The 17,134-nt window shown below is 62.1% G+C and carries 15 protein-coding genes; all 15 read right to left on the bottom strand.

Going from position 1 to position 17,134, the window contains the following annotated elements:
- A partial coding sequence (locus QM609_RS29340; RefSeq protein WP_502942730.1) for a hypothetical protein occupies nucleotides 1-164 on the bottom strand: 164 nt, incomplete at its 3' end.
- Between the two features lie 117 nt (nucleotides 165-281).
- Nucleotides 282-3,788 (bottom strand): DNA-directed RNA polymerase subunit beta, encoded by a 3,507-nt coding sequence (gene rpoB / locus QM609_RS28785; protein WP_003942068.1) that lies wholly within the window; start codon nucleotides 3,786-3,788, stop codon nucleotides 282-284.
- A 461-nt stretch (nucleotides 3,789-4,249) separates the two neighbouring features.
- Nucleotides 4,250-5,098, bottom strand: coding sequence for a superantigen-like protein SSL4 (locus QM609_RS28780; protein WP_064113963.1), 849 nt, complete (start codon nucleotides 5,096-5,098; stop codon nucleotides 4,250-4,252).
- Between the two features lie 45 nt (nucleotides 5,099-5,143).
- On the bottom strand, nucleotides 5,144-5,872 hold the full coding sequence (locus tag QM609_RS28775; RefSeq protein ID WP_007728440.1) for a hypothetical protein: 729 nt from the start codon (nucleotides 5,870-5,872) through the stop codon (nucleotides 5,144-5,146).
- 99 nt (nucleotides 5,873-5,971) lie between these two features.
- Nucleotides 5,972-7,219 (bottom strand): MCE family protein, encoded by a 1,248-nt coding sequence (locus QM609_RS28770; protein WP_003942085.1) that lies wholly within the window; start codon nucleotides 7,217-7,219, stop codon nucleotides 5,972-5,974.
- Entirely contained in the window at nucleotides 7,216-8,493 is a 1,278-nt protein-coding gene (locus QM609_RS28765; protein WP_003941859.1) for an MCE family protein, read from the bottom strand. Before QM609_RS28765 ends, QM609_RS28770 begins: the two co-directional genes overlap by 4 nt.
- Nucleotides 8,490-9,743 carry an MCE family protein gene (locus QM609_RS28760; RefSeq protein ID WP_003941941.1) on the bottom strand — a complete coding sequence of 418 codons (1,254 nt, stop codon included), beginning with the start codon at nucleotides 9,741-9,743 and terminating at the stop codon, nucleotides 8,490-8,492. Before QM609_RS28760 ends, QM609_RS28765 begins: the two co-directional genes overlap by 4 nt.
- A complete protein-coding gene (locus QM609_RS28755; protein WP_003942053.1) occupies nucleotides 9,743-10,738 on the bottom strand; it encodes an MCE family protein in 996 nt (331 codons plus the stop codon). The genes QM609_RS28760 and QM609_RS28755 overlap by 1 nt, the downstream gene beginning before the upstream one ends.
- Nucleotides 10,735-11,814, bottom strand: coding sequence for an MCE family protein (locus tag QM609_RS28750; protein WP_003941932.1), 1,080 nt, complete (start codon nucleotides 11,812-11,814; stop codon nucleotides 10,735-10,737). The genes QM609_RS28755 and QM609_RS28750 overlap by 4 nt, the downstream gene beginning before the upstream one ends.
- On the bottom strand, nucleotides 11,811-13,172 hold the full coding sequence (locus QM609_RS28745; protein WP_003942007.1) for an MCE family protein: 1,362 nt from the start codon (nucleotides 13,170-13,172) through the stop codon (nucleotides 11,811-11,813). The genes QM609_RS28750 and QM609_RS28745 overlap by 4 nt, the downstream gene beginning before the upstream one ends.
- Nucleotides 13,169-14,029 carry an MlaE family ABC transporter permease gene (locus QM609_RS28740; protein WP_003941894.1) on the bottom strand — a complete coding sequence of 287 codons (861 nt, stop codon included), beginning with the start codon at nucleotides 14,027-14,029 and terminating at the stop codon, nucleotides 13,169-13,171. The genes QM609_RS28745 and QM609_RS28740 overlap by 4 nt, the downstream gene beginning before the upstream one ends.
- A gap of 5 nt (nucleotides 14,030-14,034) precedes the next feature.
- Complete coding sequence (locus QM609_RS28735; protein WP_003942038.1) at nucleotides 14,035-14,829, bottom strand: MlaE family ABC transporter permease; 795 nt, start codon at nucleotides 14,827-14,829, stop codon at nucleotides 14,035-14,037.
- A 9-nt stretch (nucleotides 14,830-14,838) separates the two neighbouring features.
- Nucleotides 14,839-15,960 (bottom strand): ABC transporter ATP-binding protein, encoded by a 1,122-nt coding sequence (locus QM609_RS28730; protein ID WP_007728450.1) that lies wholly within the window; start codon nucleotides 15,958-15,960, stop codon nucleotides 14,839-14,841.
- 259 nt (nucleotides 15,961-16,219) lie between these two features.
- Nucleotides 16,220-16,606, bottom strand: coding sequence for a 50S ribosomal protein L7/L12 (gene rplL, locus QM609_RS28725; RefSeq protein WP_003941857.1), 387 nt, complete (start codon nucleotides 16,604-16,606; stop codon nucleotides 16,220-16,222).
- A 78-nt stretch (nucleotides 16,607-16,684) separates the two neighbouring features.
- A partial coding sequence (gene rplJ / locus QM609_RS28720; RefSeq protein WP_283337644.1) for a 50S ribosomal protein L10 occupies nucleotides 16,685-17,134 on the bottom strand: 450 nt, incomplete at its 5' end.

The following is a 17,134-nucleotide window of genomic DNA, read 5'->3' as shown; positions in this document are numbered from 1 at the left end:
GTGGGGCCGAAGATCTTCTCGCAGAAGAGGCCGTCCTTCTCGGGCTTGAGCGTGCGGTAGTTGATGGTCTCCGGCTTCTTGACCTCGCCGTAGGACCAATTGCGGATGTCCTCTGCACTGGCCAAGCCAATGCGGAGTTCATCGAAGAAGTTGACGTCGAGCACGTAACTTCCTTTCCCCGTTGGGGTTACGGTTGCCGGTCACCCGGCAACCTGACTGCCAATTCAAATGTGAACTACGCCCCCGGGCCGCTCTCTCAAGAGCAACCCGGGGACCGAAACCTAGTTCGCGAGGTCGTCGACCGTCGCAGCTTCGTTCCTGGACAGGTTGATGCCCAGGTTCGCTGCGGCCCGCTCCAAGTCCTCGTCGTCGCCGTCCGCCATCGTGATGGCCGCGCCGTCCGAGGACAGCACCTCCACGTTGAGGCAGAGCGACTGGAGCTCCTTGAGGAGCACCTTGAACGACTCGGGGATGCCGGGTTCGGGGATGTTCTCGCCCTTGACGATGGCTTCGTACACCTTGACTCGACCGACCACGTCGTCAGACTTGATGGTCAGCAGTTCCTGCAGCGTGTAAGCCGCGCCGTAGGCCTGCATCGCCCAGCACTCCATCTCACCGAAGCGCTGGCCACCGAACTGGGCCTTACCGCCGAGAGGCTGCTGCGTGATCATCGAGTACGGACCGGTCGAACGAGCGTGGATCTTGTCGTCGACCAAGTGGTGCAGCTTGATGATGTACATGTAACCGACCGAGACCGGGTACGGGAACGGCTCGCCGGAGCGGCCGTCGAACAAGGTGGCCTTTCCGTCGGGTCCGACCATCTGCTCGCCGTCACGGTTCGGCAGCGTCGCGCCGAGGAGACCGGTGAGCTCGTCTTCCTTCGCACCGTCGAACACCGGGGTGGCGATGTTCGAGTCGGCCGGAGCGGACAGCATCTCTTCCGGCAGGGTCGCAGCCCAGTCGGGACGAGAGCCGTCGGACGCGATCTGAACGTTCCAGCCGGTCTTGCCGATCCACCCGAGGTGGGTCTCCAAGACCTGACCGATGTTCATACGACGCGGGACGCCGTGCGTGTTCAAGATGATGTCGACAGGCGTGCCGTCCGAGAGGAACGGCATGTCTTCCTGCGGCAGGATCTTGCCGATGACGCCCTTGTTACCGTGGCGGCCGGCGAGCTTGTCACCGTCCTGGATCTTGCGCTTCTGTGCCACGTAGACGCGGACCAGCTCGTTGACACCGGGAGGCAGATCGTCGTCTTCGTCACGCGAGAACACGCGGATTCCGATGACCTTGCCGGTCTCACCGTGAGGAACCTTGAGGGACGTGTCACGAACCTCGCGAGCCTTCTCACCGAAGATGGCGCGAAGGAGGCGCTCTTCGGGGGTCAGCTCGGTCTCGCCCTTCGGCGTGACCTTTCCGACCAGCACGTCGCCGTCACGAACCTCGGCACCGATACGGATGATGCCGCGCTCGTCGAGGTCGGCGAGGACCTCGTCGGAGACGTTCGGGATGTCGCGAGTGATTTCCTCGGCACCGAGCTTGGTGTCGCGGGCATCGATCTCGTGCTCCTCGATGTGAATCGAGGTCAGGACGTCCTCTTCCACGAGACGCTGCGACAGAATGATCGCGTCCTCGTAGTTGTGGCCTTCCCACGGCATGATCGCGACGAGCAAGTTCTTGCCCAGCGCCATCTCACCGTTCTCGGTGCAAGGACCGTCGGCCAGAACCTGGCCGGCCTCGACACGCTGTCCCTCGTCCACGATCGGACGCTGGTTGGCGCACGTGCCCTGGTTGGAACGCGCGAACTTGCGCATCCGGTACGTCTTGCGGCTTCCGTCGTCAGCCATCACCGTGACGTAGTCTGCGGAGATCTCCTCCACGACACCGGTCTTCTCGGTGATGATGACGTCGCCGGCATCCACAGCTGCACGCAACTCCATGCCGGTACCGACGAGAGGTGCCTCGCTGCGAACCAGCGGGACAGCCTGACGCTGCATGTTCGCGCCCATCAGGGCACGGTTTGCATCGTCGTGCTCGAGGAACGGAATCATCGCGGTTGCGACGGACACCATCTGACGCGGCGAAACGTCCATGTAGTCGATGTCGGAGGACGCGACGAACTCGACCTCGCCACCCTTACGGCGGACGAGAATCTTCGAGTCGGTGAAGCGACCCTCGCGGTCGATGGCCGAGTTGGCCTGCGCGACTACGTGGCGGTCTTCTTCGTCAGCGGTCAGGTAGTCGACCTCGTCGGTCACCTGTCCGTCGACGACGCGACGGTACGGGGTCTCGATGAAACCGAACGGGTTGACGCGGGCGTAGACCGACAGCGAACCGATCAGGCCGATGTTCGGGCCTTCCGGGGTCTCGATCGGGCACATGCGGCCGTAGTGCGACGGGTGAACGTCGCGAACCTCGAGGCCGGCGCGCTCACGGGACAGACCACCCGGGCCGAGGGCGGACAGACGACGCTTGTGCGTCAGCCCCGACAGCGGGTTGTTCTGGTCCATGAACTGCGACAGCTGGGAGGTTCCGAAGAACTCCCTGATCGCAGCGACGACGGGACGGATGTTGATCAGCGTCTGAGGCGTGATTGCCTCGACGTCCTGTGTGGTCATGCGCTCACGAACCACACGCTCCATGCGGGACAGGCCCACGCGGATCTGGTTCTGGATGAGCTCGCCGACGGTACGCAGACGACGGTTGCCGAAGTGGTCGATGTCGTCGACCTCGACGGGAACCTCGACGCCGCCCGGAGCCGTCATCGAGGTGTCACCTGCGTGCAGACGCACGAGGTACTCGACGGTGGCGACGATGTCTTCTTCGGTGAGCGTGGATGCAACGATCGGCTGACCCGCGTTCAGGCCGAGCTTCTTGTTGATCTTGTAACGACCCACGCGAGCGAGGTCGTAGCGCTTGTCCTTGAAGAACAGGTTCTCCAGCAGGGTCTGCGCGCTCTCCTTGGTGGGGGGCTCGCCCGGACGCAGCTTGCGGTAGATGTCGAGCAACGCCTCATCGGTGCCGGCTGTGTTGTCCTTCTCCAGCGTGGCCATGAGGATCTCGGAGAAGCCGAAGCGCTCCGTGATCTGCTCGGTGGTCCAGCCGAGTGCCTTGAGCAGGACGGTGACAGGCTGACGACGCTTGCGGTCGATACGGACACCAACGGTGTCGCGCTTGTCGACGTCGAACTCGAGCCATGCGCCGCGACCCGGGATCACCTTGACGCTGTGCAGATCCTTCTCGGTGCTCTTGTCGACGCTCATGTCGAAGTACACACCGGGGGAACGCACGAGCTGCGAGACGACCACACGCTCGGTGCCGTTGATGATGAAGGTGCCCTTGTCGGTCATCATCGGGAAATCTCCCATGAAGACCGTCTGGCTCTTGATCTCACCAGTGTTGTTGTTGATGAACTCCGCGGTGACGAACAACGGCGCCGCGTAGGTCATGTCCTTGTCTTTGCACTCGTCCGTCGAGGCCTTGACCTCGTCGAATCGAGGGTCGGAGAAGGACAGCGACATAGTGCCGTTGAAATCCTCGATCGGAGAAAGCTCCGCGAGGATGTCCTCGAGACCACCGGACACTGCATTGTCGCCGAGTGCCGCTGCTCGTTCACGCCAACTCTGCGCGCCGATCAGCCACTCGAACGAATCTGTCTGTACGTCAAGAAGCCCGGGAACTTCGAGGGGTTCGCGAACTTTCGCGAACGAAACCCTCTTCGGGGCTCCGGGGATTCCGGAAACTGCCTTGGTCTGGCTAGAGACTGCCAAGATGCGTCCTTCCAGCACCTCACGCGGGCCGCTCCGTGCTGTTGCGACCGCCGCTGTATCTGCTTCGAATTTCGCTGGTTACAACCCGAACGAAACCCGTCGCAGAAAGCAAGAAGTACTTGACTTCGCAGCGGTTGAGACGAGGGGTGGACAGGAGGCAGCCAGCGCAACGTCCAAAAGTACACCCTTACTCTGGAAATGTCGAGTCGGGTGTAACTGAGGGTCGAATTCAGATACTGACGTGAGACTGCCGATCACTCGTCCGTGCATGTTCACCGATCAGAGTGGACCTTGCGGACCGCTCCGTCAAGGGCGAGAGCGCGTGTCGCAGCATTCGAACATTCGTGACGCGCATTCGAACACTGCCACCGGGAGTGTAGCCAGCAGCGGCGTCACATACGAAAAATCTGGACCGACATCGTGCGTCGATCCAGATCTTCGCGCTGGTGCGCAGGTGCTACTGGTCGCGAATCTCCGAGCTACTGGTCGCGAATCTCCGAGATCAGCCAGTTTCCGTCCTGCTTCTCCAGACTCACGATGACCATTCCGGAGCGAGAGTCTGCCGCCACACCGTTCTGCGTCGAGCTGACGTTCAGTTGGGCGAGCAACTGCGCCCGGTCCTTCTCGAGCCGTGTGATCCCGATCAGCGGGACATCAGCGGTCGTTGCCGTCTGGGTTTGTTCGACGCCGGCCTTCTGCGTGTCCTTGTACTGCGTCAGCTGATCGCGCATCGACTGGTTCAGGCCCTGGACACCCTTGTCGAAATCGGCGTCGAAGGTGTCGGGAGAAAACGTGAAGACTGCAGCCAACGCCGACGGCGTCACACGAAGAACTTCAGCCGTGGCGCCTTCGTCCACCCAGGCGATGTCGTCCGTCTTCGCGCCGACTTTGAAGAAGGCGATGCCGGCGAGGATCGCGACGATGACCGCTGCGGCCCCCAGGATCGCGACCAGGCGCCAACCGGCCTTGGATTGTGTAGGTGTTGTCGCCGACTCCCCCGCGCCCGTCTCCGGGGTAGCAGGGGCCTTGGGCTCGTCTGCGACGGTTTTCGCCGGTTTGGTCAGATCGGGGCCTGGTGTGGATTCCGGAGCGTCGGTTTCCGTCTTCGGCGGCTCGATTTCTCCGGACTCGGCCTTCGTGAGCGTCGGCTTCGCAACCTCCGGCTTCACAGCCTCCTGTGTTTCTTCTTCCGGCTGTTCGATCGTGGGCTCGACCGGATCCGAATCGGACGTCCCCGCGGGGACGTTGAGCGAGCGAGCGCTTCCCGCGATCTTCGGCCGACGGTTCTGCGGGGAGGACGGTCCGCCGGTACGACGTTTGGGTGGCATTACGCGCTTCTCCTTCGAGGGATGTCGGTGTGCAGGTTCGACGAACTACTGGCCACCGGAATCACCACCCTCGGTTGTCGGTGCGGGAGCACCGGAGGCAGGTGCCTCGGTCCCCGAACCGGGTGCGGGCGTTGCGTCAGGAGCAGGCGTGGAGCCGTCGGTGGCCGGCAGGGTGCCGGAGCCGAGATCGAGCCGAGAGCCGATCGGATCAGCCGACTGAGCCTTCCAGACCCCGTCGACCTCGACCATGCCCAGCCGCATGCCGAGCTGATTCTTGACGAACTGGTTGCCCTGGGTCGTGGTGACTCGAACGACGACCAGTGCCGTGGCGGTCCGGTCATCGGTATTGAGCTCGGTCAGCGCGGACTGAACGACTTCGGTGTCAGCCTTCGAGCCCGAGTTACGCAACTCGTCTGTGATGGAATCCTGAACGGTCTGCAGATACGTCGTCATCTCGTCACCGGTCACCGAAGAACGCATGTTCTCGATCGACTGGTCGAGATTGGCCGAATCCGCGTTGTTGAGGTTGATCGCGACTTGCTGCGCACCGATAAGCGCGTCGTCACGCATCTCGGCGGTGGTGCGGTCGGTGGTGAGCGCCCGAACGTACGGGACGCCGAACACACCGAGCGCAACCACGGCCGCCAGAAGCAAGACACCGACCGCAATCAGAGACGCTGTCAGCCCCTTCGGTCTACCGGTTGTCGGCGCTCCCGATTCCACTTGCTCGGGCCCGCCGGACTGCGGGGAACTGTTTCTCTGAATCACACTCACTACCCTACTTACCTGTTTTGCCCAGCCTCTGGCCGCGAATCGTCAACTGCCACAACTCAGTAGCCTGAACTGCACAAACTCGACCACATTCGGATCGGTCTACTTCGGTGTCACTCCGAGCAACGGCGCCAACTGCGTCGCGATCGGGTTGAGGTTCAACTTGTCCGGATCGACCTTCGGCTTGAAGTCCCAAGGCTGGATCGTGTCGGGATCGGCGTACACCACGCGGTTGGCACTGCGGACGCCCGTCTCGCTGCCCAGCGGCGTCTCACACGACGCGGCGGTGTTGAGCGGGAAGTCCTGCTGGGTGTCGTCGAAATTGGGATTCTGACGCTTCATCTCGTCCAGGATCGCCATGGTGCCTTCGTAACCCACCGTGCACGAGAGCGGATTGTTGGTCTCCAGCACCAAGCCCTGATGGACCGTTCCGTCGCCGGGAGCAACCGTCGGTGCGGCAGCGGCCAGACCGGGAAGGAAGATCAGGAACGGCTGCAGCGCGATCGTTCGCGGCGCAAGCGTCTTGGTGGTCGCGGCAAGATTGGTCAGGTCAGTCGTCAGGCTCGGGCCCGCCTCGTTGATGAGGGCACCGATCTGATCGCTGGCCGGGATGCCGTTGTCGATCAAGCGACGGATGTCCGGATCACTGGTCCGCAACTGCGCCGTGACAGCATCGAGATCGGTACTGAACTGCTTGATCGCGGAGGACTGATCCGACTGCGTCGTCAGTACCGTCTCACTGTTCCGAATCAGCGCGAGCGTCTGAGGCAGAGTGTCGAGCCCGGACTGCGAGAGACCGGACAGCGAATCGGCCAGGACCTGAATGTCCTCGCCCTTCCCGTTGAACGCTGCACCGAGTTCGACGGCGACGGTGTGGAGCGCGTCGACGGGCACGGACTTGACCAAGCCGTTGGCACTGGTCAGCACATCCTCGATCGGGATCGGAGTTGTGGTGTCCCCCACCGCGATCACCGAGCCGTCCTCGAGAAACGGTCCCTGGTCGGTATCGGGCTGAAGGTCGACGTACTGCTCACCGATGGCGGAGCGGTTGGCCACGACGGCACGGGCCGACGCGGGAATCTCCGGAGCACTGTTGTCGATCTTCAGGTCGACCTGAATTCCGTCCTCGGTCAACGACATGTCGCCCACTCGCCCGACCGGCACGCCGCGATACGTCACCTCGGCGTTGGTGAAAATTCCACCGGACGTGGCCAATTCGGTCTTGACCGTGTACTGACCGAACCCCATGAGGTTGTCCAGGCGCACGTACTTGGCGCCGACGTAGATGAGACCCAGGAGCGCAACCACGACAAAGCCGACGAGCTGCCATCTGACCAGAGCTGATCTCACTGTCCATCACCGCCGATTCCGAACTGTTCCAGCATTCCCTGGATGGGGTTGAGTGGGTTCGCCGCGGGCGCCGGCGTTGCCGGGTCACCCGCTGTTGTGGCGGGAAGGCCGGCGACAACGGGAACCTGCGGCAGGATCGGAGCGATCGGCAGCAGTGACACTGTCGGCCACCCCGGTCGCGGCCCGTTGCCGTTGTAGTACGGGTTGGAGGGGTCGACCACCGGCTTGGGATTGCCGAACTTGGGCTGGCGGTATTCCGGTTCTCCCTGCCCGACACCGAGACCCGAGAGTGTATTGCCGATCTGCAGGTCGACACTCAGGAAGAGGTTGACGGAACCACCCTGTGCAATCTTCTCGACACCGTCCGGGAACGGGAACGTCGGAAGGAACGGAAGTGCCCCCACGAAGTCGTCACCGGAGTCTGCGAGCGCCTGCAGCGTCGGACGCAGAGCCTGAAGATCAGCGATCAGATCGTCCTTGGACTGTGTGAGGACGTCGGTTCCCACTGTTCCGAGTCGATCCACCTGAGCGAGCATCTGCGTCAGCTGCGGACGCTGCTCGTTGAGAACCTGTGTCGCAACGGGGAGTTCCTCGAGAATCTTCCCGATCTTCTCGTTCTGATCGTTGACGCGAGTCGAGAGCACATCCAGGCCGTCGAGGGCGCGTGTGATGTCGTCACGCTGCTCGTTGAGTCCACCGATGAGTGTGTTCGCCTGCTCCAGAAGACTTCTCGTCTTGCCTTCGCGACCGTCGAACGCGGCACCGAGTTCTTCGACGATGGGCTGCAACTGGCCCACACCGCCGCCGTTCAGCAGCAGCGACAATGCGCCGAGAACCTGCTCGATCTCCGTGGCGTGGCGAGTGCGATCCAGCGGAATGAGGTCACCGTCGGCCAGCTTCGCAGAGTCCGGTCCGGACGGCGGGGCCGACAGCTGGATGAACTTCTCGCCGAGCAGGTTGGTCTGCTCGACCGCGGCAATTGCGTTGGCGGGCAGATCAACCGACGAGTCGAGGATGATTCCGACGTCCGCGGTCCATCCGTCCGGTCCGACCGACACGTCGTCGACTCGACCGACGGGAACGCCGTCGACCTTCACAGCGGACTGCGGAACCAAGTCGAGCACGTCGTCGAACTGAATGGTCAAGTGCATCGGATCGGAACCCACATCAGGACCGCCGGGAAGCGGGACAGCGTAGATCCCCTCGGACGAGCAGGCGGTTGCCGAGATCAGGACGGCGCACAATCCGGCGCCGACTATCAATGAACGCTTCACTCGCCCTCCCCGTTTCCACTGGTCAGTCGCGGTGACACGACGCCGGGCACAGTGCCCGGAACTACCTGCATCTGTCGTTCGGAACCGGCAAGGATGCCGAAGGGAAGGTTCAGGCCTGCAGCCTGATTGGCTGCGTCGGTCATCGCAGCGACGTTTGCGCACTGGTCGATAGCCGGTTGCATCTGCCTTCCCAATGCCTCGAACCGCGGATCACCGGGCAACAGCTTGCCGAGGTCCATCAACTTGCAGAGCACGCCGGCCGGGTTCTGAAGATCAGGGAACGCCAGACGTGAAGCCAGCACACCTGATTCGGCGTCGTACGAGTTGACCAAGTTGGAGATCGCCAGCGGAAGCATGGTGAGCGTGTTGGCCAGTGCTTCCTTGTTGTTCGCCAATGTCTGTGTCGGTTCGACGAGACCTTCGGTTGTCTGGACCAGTTGATCGCGGTTGTCGGCCACGAACTTCGCGACGTCGCCGAGCGCAATCGAGAGCTGGTTCAGAGCGGCACCGAGATCGTCGCGCTCACCTGCCAGGAATCCGGTCAGGTCCGACAACTGCGTGTTGAACTGGCGCACCTGCTGATCGTTGGCCGCGAGAGCGCCCACAAAAGTATCCAGGTTCTTGATGGTGAGCGAGATGTTGTCACGCGAATCGTTGAGCGTCCGTGCGGCATCCGAGAGGTTGGTGATGCTGTCTCCCAACGCTTCACCGTTGCCCTCGAGGTTGGCCGCACCTGTCTCGACGAAATCGGACAGTGCTCCGTTCTTGTTGGCACCTTCAGGACCGAGAGCCGACGCGAGTTCGTCGATGCTGGAGTACAACTGGTCGACCTCGACGGGCGTCGCCGTCTTCTCGATCGGAATGACTGCACCGCTGGCCATCTTGTCGCCGCCGGTGAAGACCGGTGTCAGCTGGATGTAGCGGTCGGCAACCACCGACGGCGTGATCTGAGCGGCACTGGCACCCGCGGGAATGTCGATCCCACGATCGACACGCAGCTCGACCTTGACCTGATCTCCCTGGGGTTCGACGGATTCGACGGTGCCGACCTTGACACCGAGAACACGAACGTCGGAGCCGTCGTAGATACCCACCGACTTGTCGAAGTAGGCGGTGATCTTGGTGGTACCGGCGCGAGTGAACACCCACCACAGCGCGCCACCGATTACGAGTAACCCGATCAGAACAGCGGCGATGATCGCGACCGAGCGCTTCTTGGAGCCGCTTCCGGCTTCGGCAGTATCAGCCATCAGTTGCCTCCCAACGTACGAACGGGGTCACGGTAGCCCGGAATGTCCGGCAGACCCGGCGGAAGGAGGTTCACGACGACCTGGTCGAACCAACGGCCGTTGCCGACCACGTTGGCGTACAAGCGAATGAAGGGTTCGTAGAGCTTCAGTGCCTTGTCCAAGTTCTCGTTGTTGGCCTTCAAGATGTCGATGACGCCGTTGAGCTGCGTCAGCGCCGGCCCGATTGCCGCCTCGTTGTCACGAACGAGACCGGTGAGCTGCTGAGAGACGCGCTGAGTTCCGGTGAGCAGCTGCGAAATCGCTTGCTGGCGATTGTTGAGTTCCTGCACCAAAAGTCCGCCGTCACGGATCAGCTGGGTGAATTCCTTGTTGCGGTCAGCAAGAATCTGCGACGTCTTCCCGGTGGCGGCGAAGAGCTTCTGCAAGTCCTGATCGCGGCTCGCGATCGTCTGCGACAGCCGACTGACGCCGTCGAGCGAAGCGCGGACATCGCCAGGTGTCTCGGAGAATGCCTGGGACAACGTCTCCATGCTCTTCGCCAACTGGTCGGTGTCGATGTCGCCGACGGTGTCCGCCGCGGCCGAGAAGGCCTGAACGACGTCGTACGGAGAGGTGGTGCGCTCGAGCGGAATCCGATCCTTGGGATCGAGGTTGTCGGTTCCGCGCGGATCTAGGGCGAGGTACTTCTGTCCCAGAATGGTCTTGATCTGAATGGACGCAGAGGTTTGATCTCCCACCCACGCGTCACTGACCTTGAAGTCGACGAGAACACGGTCACCGTCGAGATCGACGGAAGTGACCTTGCCGACCTTCACGCCGGCGATACGAACCTCGTTACCAGGCTTGAGACCCGCGGCTTCGGAGAATTCGGCGGAGTAGGACGAGCCTGCTCCCACGAACGGAAGCGAATCGAGGAAGAACGCGGACAAAGTGGCCAGCAGCACCACGAAGATACCGATGGCTCCGGCCATTGCCGGACTGCGACGTTTACTCATCGACCTTGCAACTCCCTCATACCGTCTTGAGTGCATCGCGTGGCCGCGTTGGTGTAAATCGGCTGATTGACCGTCGGCAGGCCGGTGGGCAGATTCAGCGAGGCAGACTGTCCTGGACCGGCAACGATGTCGATTCCGCACAGATAGAACTGGAACCAGGAACCGTAGCTCGCTACGCGTGCGAGCTTCTCGAGCTTGACCGGCAAGGTCTCGAGCACCGCGTTGACGTCGTCACTCCGACGATTGAGTGTGGTCGCCAGCGTGTTGAGTGCCGTGATCGAGCCCTGAATCGACGGCCGCGTCGGCTCGAGCAGGTCTGCCGTCGCGTCGGTCAGGCCGGCGAGTGAGGTGACGGCCGAACCGACCACCCCACGCTCGTTGGCCAACCCGGTGACGAGTTGCTGGGTGTTGACGATCAGTGAATCGAGGTTCTTGTCGTTCGCGTTGACGGTGTCGAGAACGTCGTTGAGGTTCTTGATCACCGCGCCGATGACCGCGTCCTTGTCCGCGACGGTGTTGGTCAGGCTCGCGGTGTTGCGCACGAGCTCACTGATGGTGCCCGATTCGCCTTGGAAGACCTGGATGATCTGGTACGACAGCTTGTTGACGTCGTCCGCGCTCAGGGTGGTGAACAGCGGCTTGAAGCCGTTGAAGAGTGTCGTGAGGTTGACTGCCGGGCGCGTCTGAGACAGCGGCAGGGTATCGCCGCCGGTGATCTTCTTGCCTTGGCTGCCTTCACCCTGCGAGAGCGAGATGTACCGCTGCCCCACCAGGTTGCGGAACCGGATGGTGGCGATGGAACTGGCCGGCAACCAATCACGGTCGGATACCGAGAACTGGACCTCGGCCTGGTTGTCGTTGACGATGGCAATCTTCTCGACCTGGCCGACACGAACACCGGCAATGCGAACCTCGTCGCCCTCGTTCAACGAAGTGACGTCGGAGAAGACGGCGTTGAACTTGGTGCCGCCACCGCCGCCGAGATTGGCGATACTGGCTGCCAGCAGTCCTGTCGCCAGGACCGTCACCACAACGAAGATGATGAGCTTTGTCAGCGGAGCTGCGAGTCCTCTCATTGGACGCTCACCTCCGCACCTGCGAATGCCGGAGCGCTGACCATCGTGGTCCACGCCGGAACATCGTCCGGCGCAACACCGTTGGCCTGTCCGTAGATCACCTTCAACGTATCCTCTTCGAGTTTCGAGCCCGCGTAGCCGGCCTGCTGAGCCGGACCGCTGTTGTTGGTCGAGAACAACTGAGGTCCGGAGCCCTCAGGTGCAGGCAGGAATTCCATGGTGGCGGGACCTGGATTGCGGGAAGGAACCTGGTAGGAACCGTCACCGTACGAACCGCCGGGGTACTGCGGGAACGGACGACCGGGCTCGGTGACGTTGTCGTAGCAAACCGGGCCGCGGTTGTCGACGAGCCGTGGCTCGTCCTGGTTGGGCAGGTAGCGACCCTTGGGGTTCACGATCTGAATACTCGCACGCACACCAGGATTGGGCGCGTCGGTGGACAGGATCTTGGCAGCTTCCGGAGCGGTGTCCGAGAAGCCCTTGAACGTGCACCCGAAGGTCGGAGAGTACTGGGCCAGAAGCTGGAGAGCTTCCTTCGAATCCGCAGCGAGCGTGATGATCGAGGACGAGTTCGCTTCGAGGAAGGCTGCGGTGTCCGACGATGTCACGGTGAGCGACGCCAGCAGTGTCCGCAACTGGTCCTGCTTCTGCACCACCGTGTTACCCGTGGTCCGCAGATTGTCGAGAGCGTTGATCAGATCGGGCGCAGCGTCCGAGTACGTCTGGGAGAAGTCCGCGAACTTGCGCAGATCCTCTTGCACCGCGGGCAGTTCGGTATTGACGCCGCGGAAGATCTCCTCGAGACGATCGACCGTCAGACCGAGCTCGGCGCCGCGTCCCGTCAGACCCTGCGCGAGAGAACCGAGAGTGTTCGCCAGATCCTGCGGCGGAATCGCCTGCAGAAGTGGGAGCAGTCCGTCCAGAACGTCGCCGACCTCGACAGCATTGCCGCTCTTGTCCTGGTGGATCACCGTTCCCGCGGAAATCGGGGTCGCGGTGGTTCCCTCCGGAATGATCAGGGAGACGTAGCGCTCACCGAAAAGCGTCTTCGGGAGCAGACGCGCCGTGACGTTGGACGGAATCAGATCAGCCTTGTCCGGCTCGATCGCGAGGACCGAGGTGACCTGGCCGTCTTTCGTCGACGCGGATCGCACCTCGCCGACCAGCAGCCCACGGACCTTGACGTCTGCGTTGGGTGGCAACGCATTTCCGACTGTGTCGGTCACGAGGTCGATCTTCACGACGTCCTTGAACGTCTTGTTGAAGGTTCCGATGGTGAAGGCCAGGAACAATGCCAACACCACGAAGAACACGAGTCCGAGCACACGGCGGCGCAGGACTGACGGAGCCTCGATCATCCGGCCACCCTCACTGTCGTCGTGGTGCCCCAGATTGCGAGGCTGAGGAAGAAGTCGAGAACGGCGATCGTCACGATTGCGGCGCGAACAGCGCGGCCGACGGCCACGCCGACACCTGCGGGACCACCTGAGGCATGGAACCCGTAGTAGCAGTGGATCAGGATCAGCACGAAGGCGAATACCAGGACTTTCGCAAACGAATACAGCACGTCCTGCGGTGGCAGGAACAGGTTGAAGTAGTGGTCGTAGGAACCCGTCGACTGCCCGTTGAAGACCGTGCTGATCACTCTCGAGGCGAGGTACGCCGCAAGCAGACCCACGATGTACAGCGGGATGACGGCGACGAAGCCGGCGATCATGCGCGTCGTGACCAGGAACGGCACCGACGGAACTGCCATGACCTCGAGCGCGTCGATCTCTTCGGAGATACGCATGGCACCGAGCTGGGCGGTGAAGCCACAACCAACCGTGGCCGAGAGCGCAAGAGCCGCAACGATCGGAGCGATCTCACGGGTGTTGACGTATGCGGAGAGGAAGCCGGTCAGGACCGAGCTACCCAACTGCTCCAGAGCGGCGAAGCCCTGGAGGCCGACGACGACACCGGTGAATCCGGACATCATCGCGATGACGCCGATGGTTCCGCCGATCACTGCGAGCGCACCGCTACCGAAGGTCACTTCGGCGAGTAGTCGAAGCGTCTCCTTCCGGTACCGATGCAGGGTGCGCGGGGTCCACGCGATGGCGCGCGCGTAGAACGACATCTGCTCGCCCGCGCGGTCCAACGCGTTCACTGGAATTCTGGCTACTTTGCGACTCTTCAGCAGGAACTGATCGCCGCGGCCTCGTGCGATGGTCATTTAGGTCAAGATCCCTTCGCCGGCACGATCTGGAGGTACACCATCGTCAGAATCAGATTGGCGAAGAACAACAGCAGGAACGTGATGACGACGGCCTGGTTCACCGCCTCACCGACGCCCTTCGGGCCACCGGACGGGTGGAGTCCCTTGTACGCGGAGATCACACCAGCGATGACACCGAACACCGCGGCTTTGATCTCACCGCTCCAAATGTCCGGTAGCTGCGCAAAAGCTGAGAACGACGAGATGTAGGCACCGGGGTTACCGCCCTGCAGGATCACGTTGAAGAAGTAACCACCCGCGATACCGACGACGGACACCAGTCCGTTGAGCAGAACAGCGATCAGCACCATCGCGAGTACACGCGGAACCACCAGGCGCTGAATCGGATTGATTCCGAGGACTTCCATCGCGTCGATCTCTTCACGGATGGTTCGAGAACCGAGATCGGCCGTCACGGCCGATCCGGCCGCACCGGCGACCAGCAACGCTGTCACCAGGGGGCTACCCTGCTGGATCACCGCCAGGACGCTGGCAGCGCCGGTGAACGATTCTGCACCCAACTGCTTGATCAGCGAACCGGTCTGCAGTGAGACGACGGCGCCGAAAGGGATGGCTACCAATGCCGTCGGCAAAATTGTCACGCTGGCGATGAACCAGGCCTGCTCGATGAACTCACGGAACTGAAATGGACGCCGGAACGTATTCCTGACGACGTCGACAAACAGTTCGACGATGTTTCCGGCCTGAGTTAATGCTCCGTTGACCGGACTCAGAACCGAGTTGCGGGTAACCCCCATCCGATATGCCTACCCTTGCCCGTGTGTCGTGTTTCCGTAGGGATCGCCCTCGTATGCAGGAATGACCTGCGTGTCTTGCGAGTTGTCGTTCCACTCCCCCTGATAGCCGCTCGCTTCGGCGTACTGGGGATCGTACTGCCCAGTTCCGTCAACCTCGTCGAGGCTGTCCTGAATCGCCGCCTGTGCGTTAGCTGGGAGGGTGTGCATGATCTGACGGACGCGCTCCTGGCGACGACGAACAGCCTGACGCTCCGGGTTTCCGGGGGTGGCCTTCATCTGCGGCACGATGCCCTCGACGTCGTCGACACCACCGGCGTGGTGACCGGCGTCGACGAGCGCCTGCTCGTGCGCCATCTGAGCCTCGTCCTTCTCCTCCGACATACCGATCGGACCGATCATCGTTCCGTTGAGGAACTGCTTGACGACGGGCTCGTCTGAGGTGAGCAGCACCTCACGAGGACCGAACATCACCAACTGACGACGGAAGAGCATGCCGATGTTGTCCGGCACCGTGCGTGCGAGGTTGATGTTGTGCGAGACGATCAGAATCGTCGCGTCCGACTGGGCGTTGATGTCGATCAGCGTTTGGCTGATGTACGTCGTACGCACCGGATCCAGACCGGAGTCGGGCTCGTCGACGAGGATGATCTCGGGATCGAGAACGAGTGCACGCGCCAGACCGGCACGCTTGCGCATACCGCCGGAGATCTCACCGGGAAGCTTGTCCTCGGCGCCGACCAGACCCGTGAGGTCCAACTTCTCCATCACGATCTTGCGGATATCGGATTCCGACTTCTTGGTGTGCTCACGAAGCGGGAAGGCGATGTTGTCGTACAAGTTCATCGAGCCGAACAGTGCGCCGTCCTGGAAGAGAACGCCGAACAGCTTGCGGATCTCGTAGAGCTCCTTGGAGGAGCACTGCAGGATGTCCGTGCCGTCGATGACGATGGAGCCTTGTTCAGGGCGGAGCAGTCCGATCAGGGACTTCAGGAACACCGACTTACCGGTACCCGAAGGCCCGAGCAGTGCGCTGACCTCACCCGCGGGAAGTGTCAACGACACGTCCTGCCAAATCCTCTGCGACCCGAAAGACTTTGTCAGTCCTTGTACCGCTACCTCGACTCCCACCATTACCTCCGCGACGTCCGTTGCATGCATGCACCCGTGTGGGTTGGGTCACTCTATCGCATGGGAGTGGTACCCGTGACTGCGAATACTACTAACGAGTAGGGAAGAAGCATAATTCAGATCACAGCCTAGTTCGGACACCCCTCCCACCTGCATGAATTCCGGCATATCACCCGCGAAAAAAGTTCAAAAAAAGAGGGCCACTCCCCGTGGGGAGTGGCCCTCTTCGTTACTACTCGCGAAGAGCAGCGGGAAAACCGTCTTACTTGATGACGATCTTTGCGCCGGCAGCTTCGAGCTTTTCCTTGGCAGCCTCTGCGGCGTCCTTGGCAACCTTCTCGAGGATGGCCTTCGGAGCGCTCTCGACGAGGTCCTTGGCTTCCTTCAGGCCGAGGCCGGAAACGACCTCACGGACGACCTTGATGACCTGGATCTTCTTGTCGCCAGCCGACTCGAGGACGACGTCGAACTCGTCCTGCTCTTCAGCAGCTTCTGCGCCGGCAGCCGGTGCGCCTGCAGCGGCGACGGCGACGGGAGCAGCAGCGGTGACCTCGAAGGTCTCCTCGAATGCCTTAACGAACTCCGAGAGCTCGAGGAGGGTGAGCTCCTTGAACTGGTCCAACAACTCTTCGGTGCTGAGCTTCGCCATTGTGGCGGTCCTTCCTGTAAGTCCCATGTCGCTGATCCGCGACCGGGCGGGGTTATAGCAGTGATGCGCGGGTGCGGATCAGCTTTCGGCTTCGGCCTCGGCCGGAGCCTCGGTGGCAGCCTCTGCGGGGGCCTCTGCGGCTCCGCCTTCTGCAGCCTTCTTCTCCTGCAGGGCAGCGGCCAGACGGGCCATCTGCGAAGCGGGAGCATTGAACAGGCCTGCGGCCTTTGCCAAGTTGCCCTTCATCGCGCCGGCAAGCTTTGCCAACAGGATTTCGCGGGATTCGAGATCCGCGATCTTGTTGACCTCTTCCACGGACAGCGCAGCGCCGTCCATGTAGCCGCCCTTGATGATGAGCGCCTTGTTGTCCTTAGCGAAGTTCTTCAGAGCCTTCGCAGCGTCGACCGGTTCGCCCTTGATGAATGCAATGGCGGTCGGACCAACGAACAGGTCATCAAGGCCCTCGATGCCAGCCTCTGCGGCGGCACGCTTGACCAGGGTGTTCTTGGCGACGGAGTAGGTGGCACC

Source organism: Rhodococcus sp. IEGM 1302, assembly GCF_030056935.1.
Classification (GTDB): Bacteria; Actinomycetota; Actinomycetes; order Mycobacteriales; family Mycobacteriaceae; genus Rhodococcus_F; species Rhodococcus_F qingshengii.
This window is presented reverse-complemented; position numbering and strand designations above follow the sequence as displayed.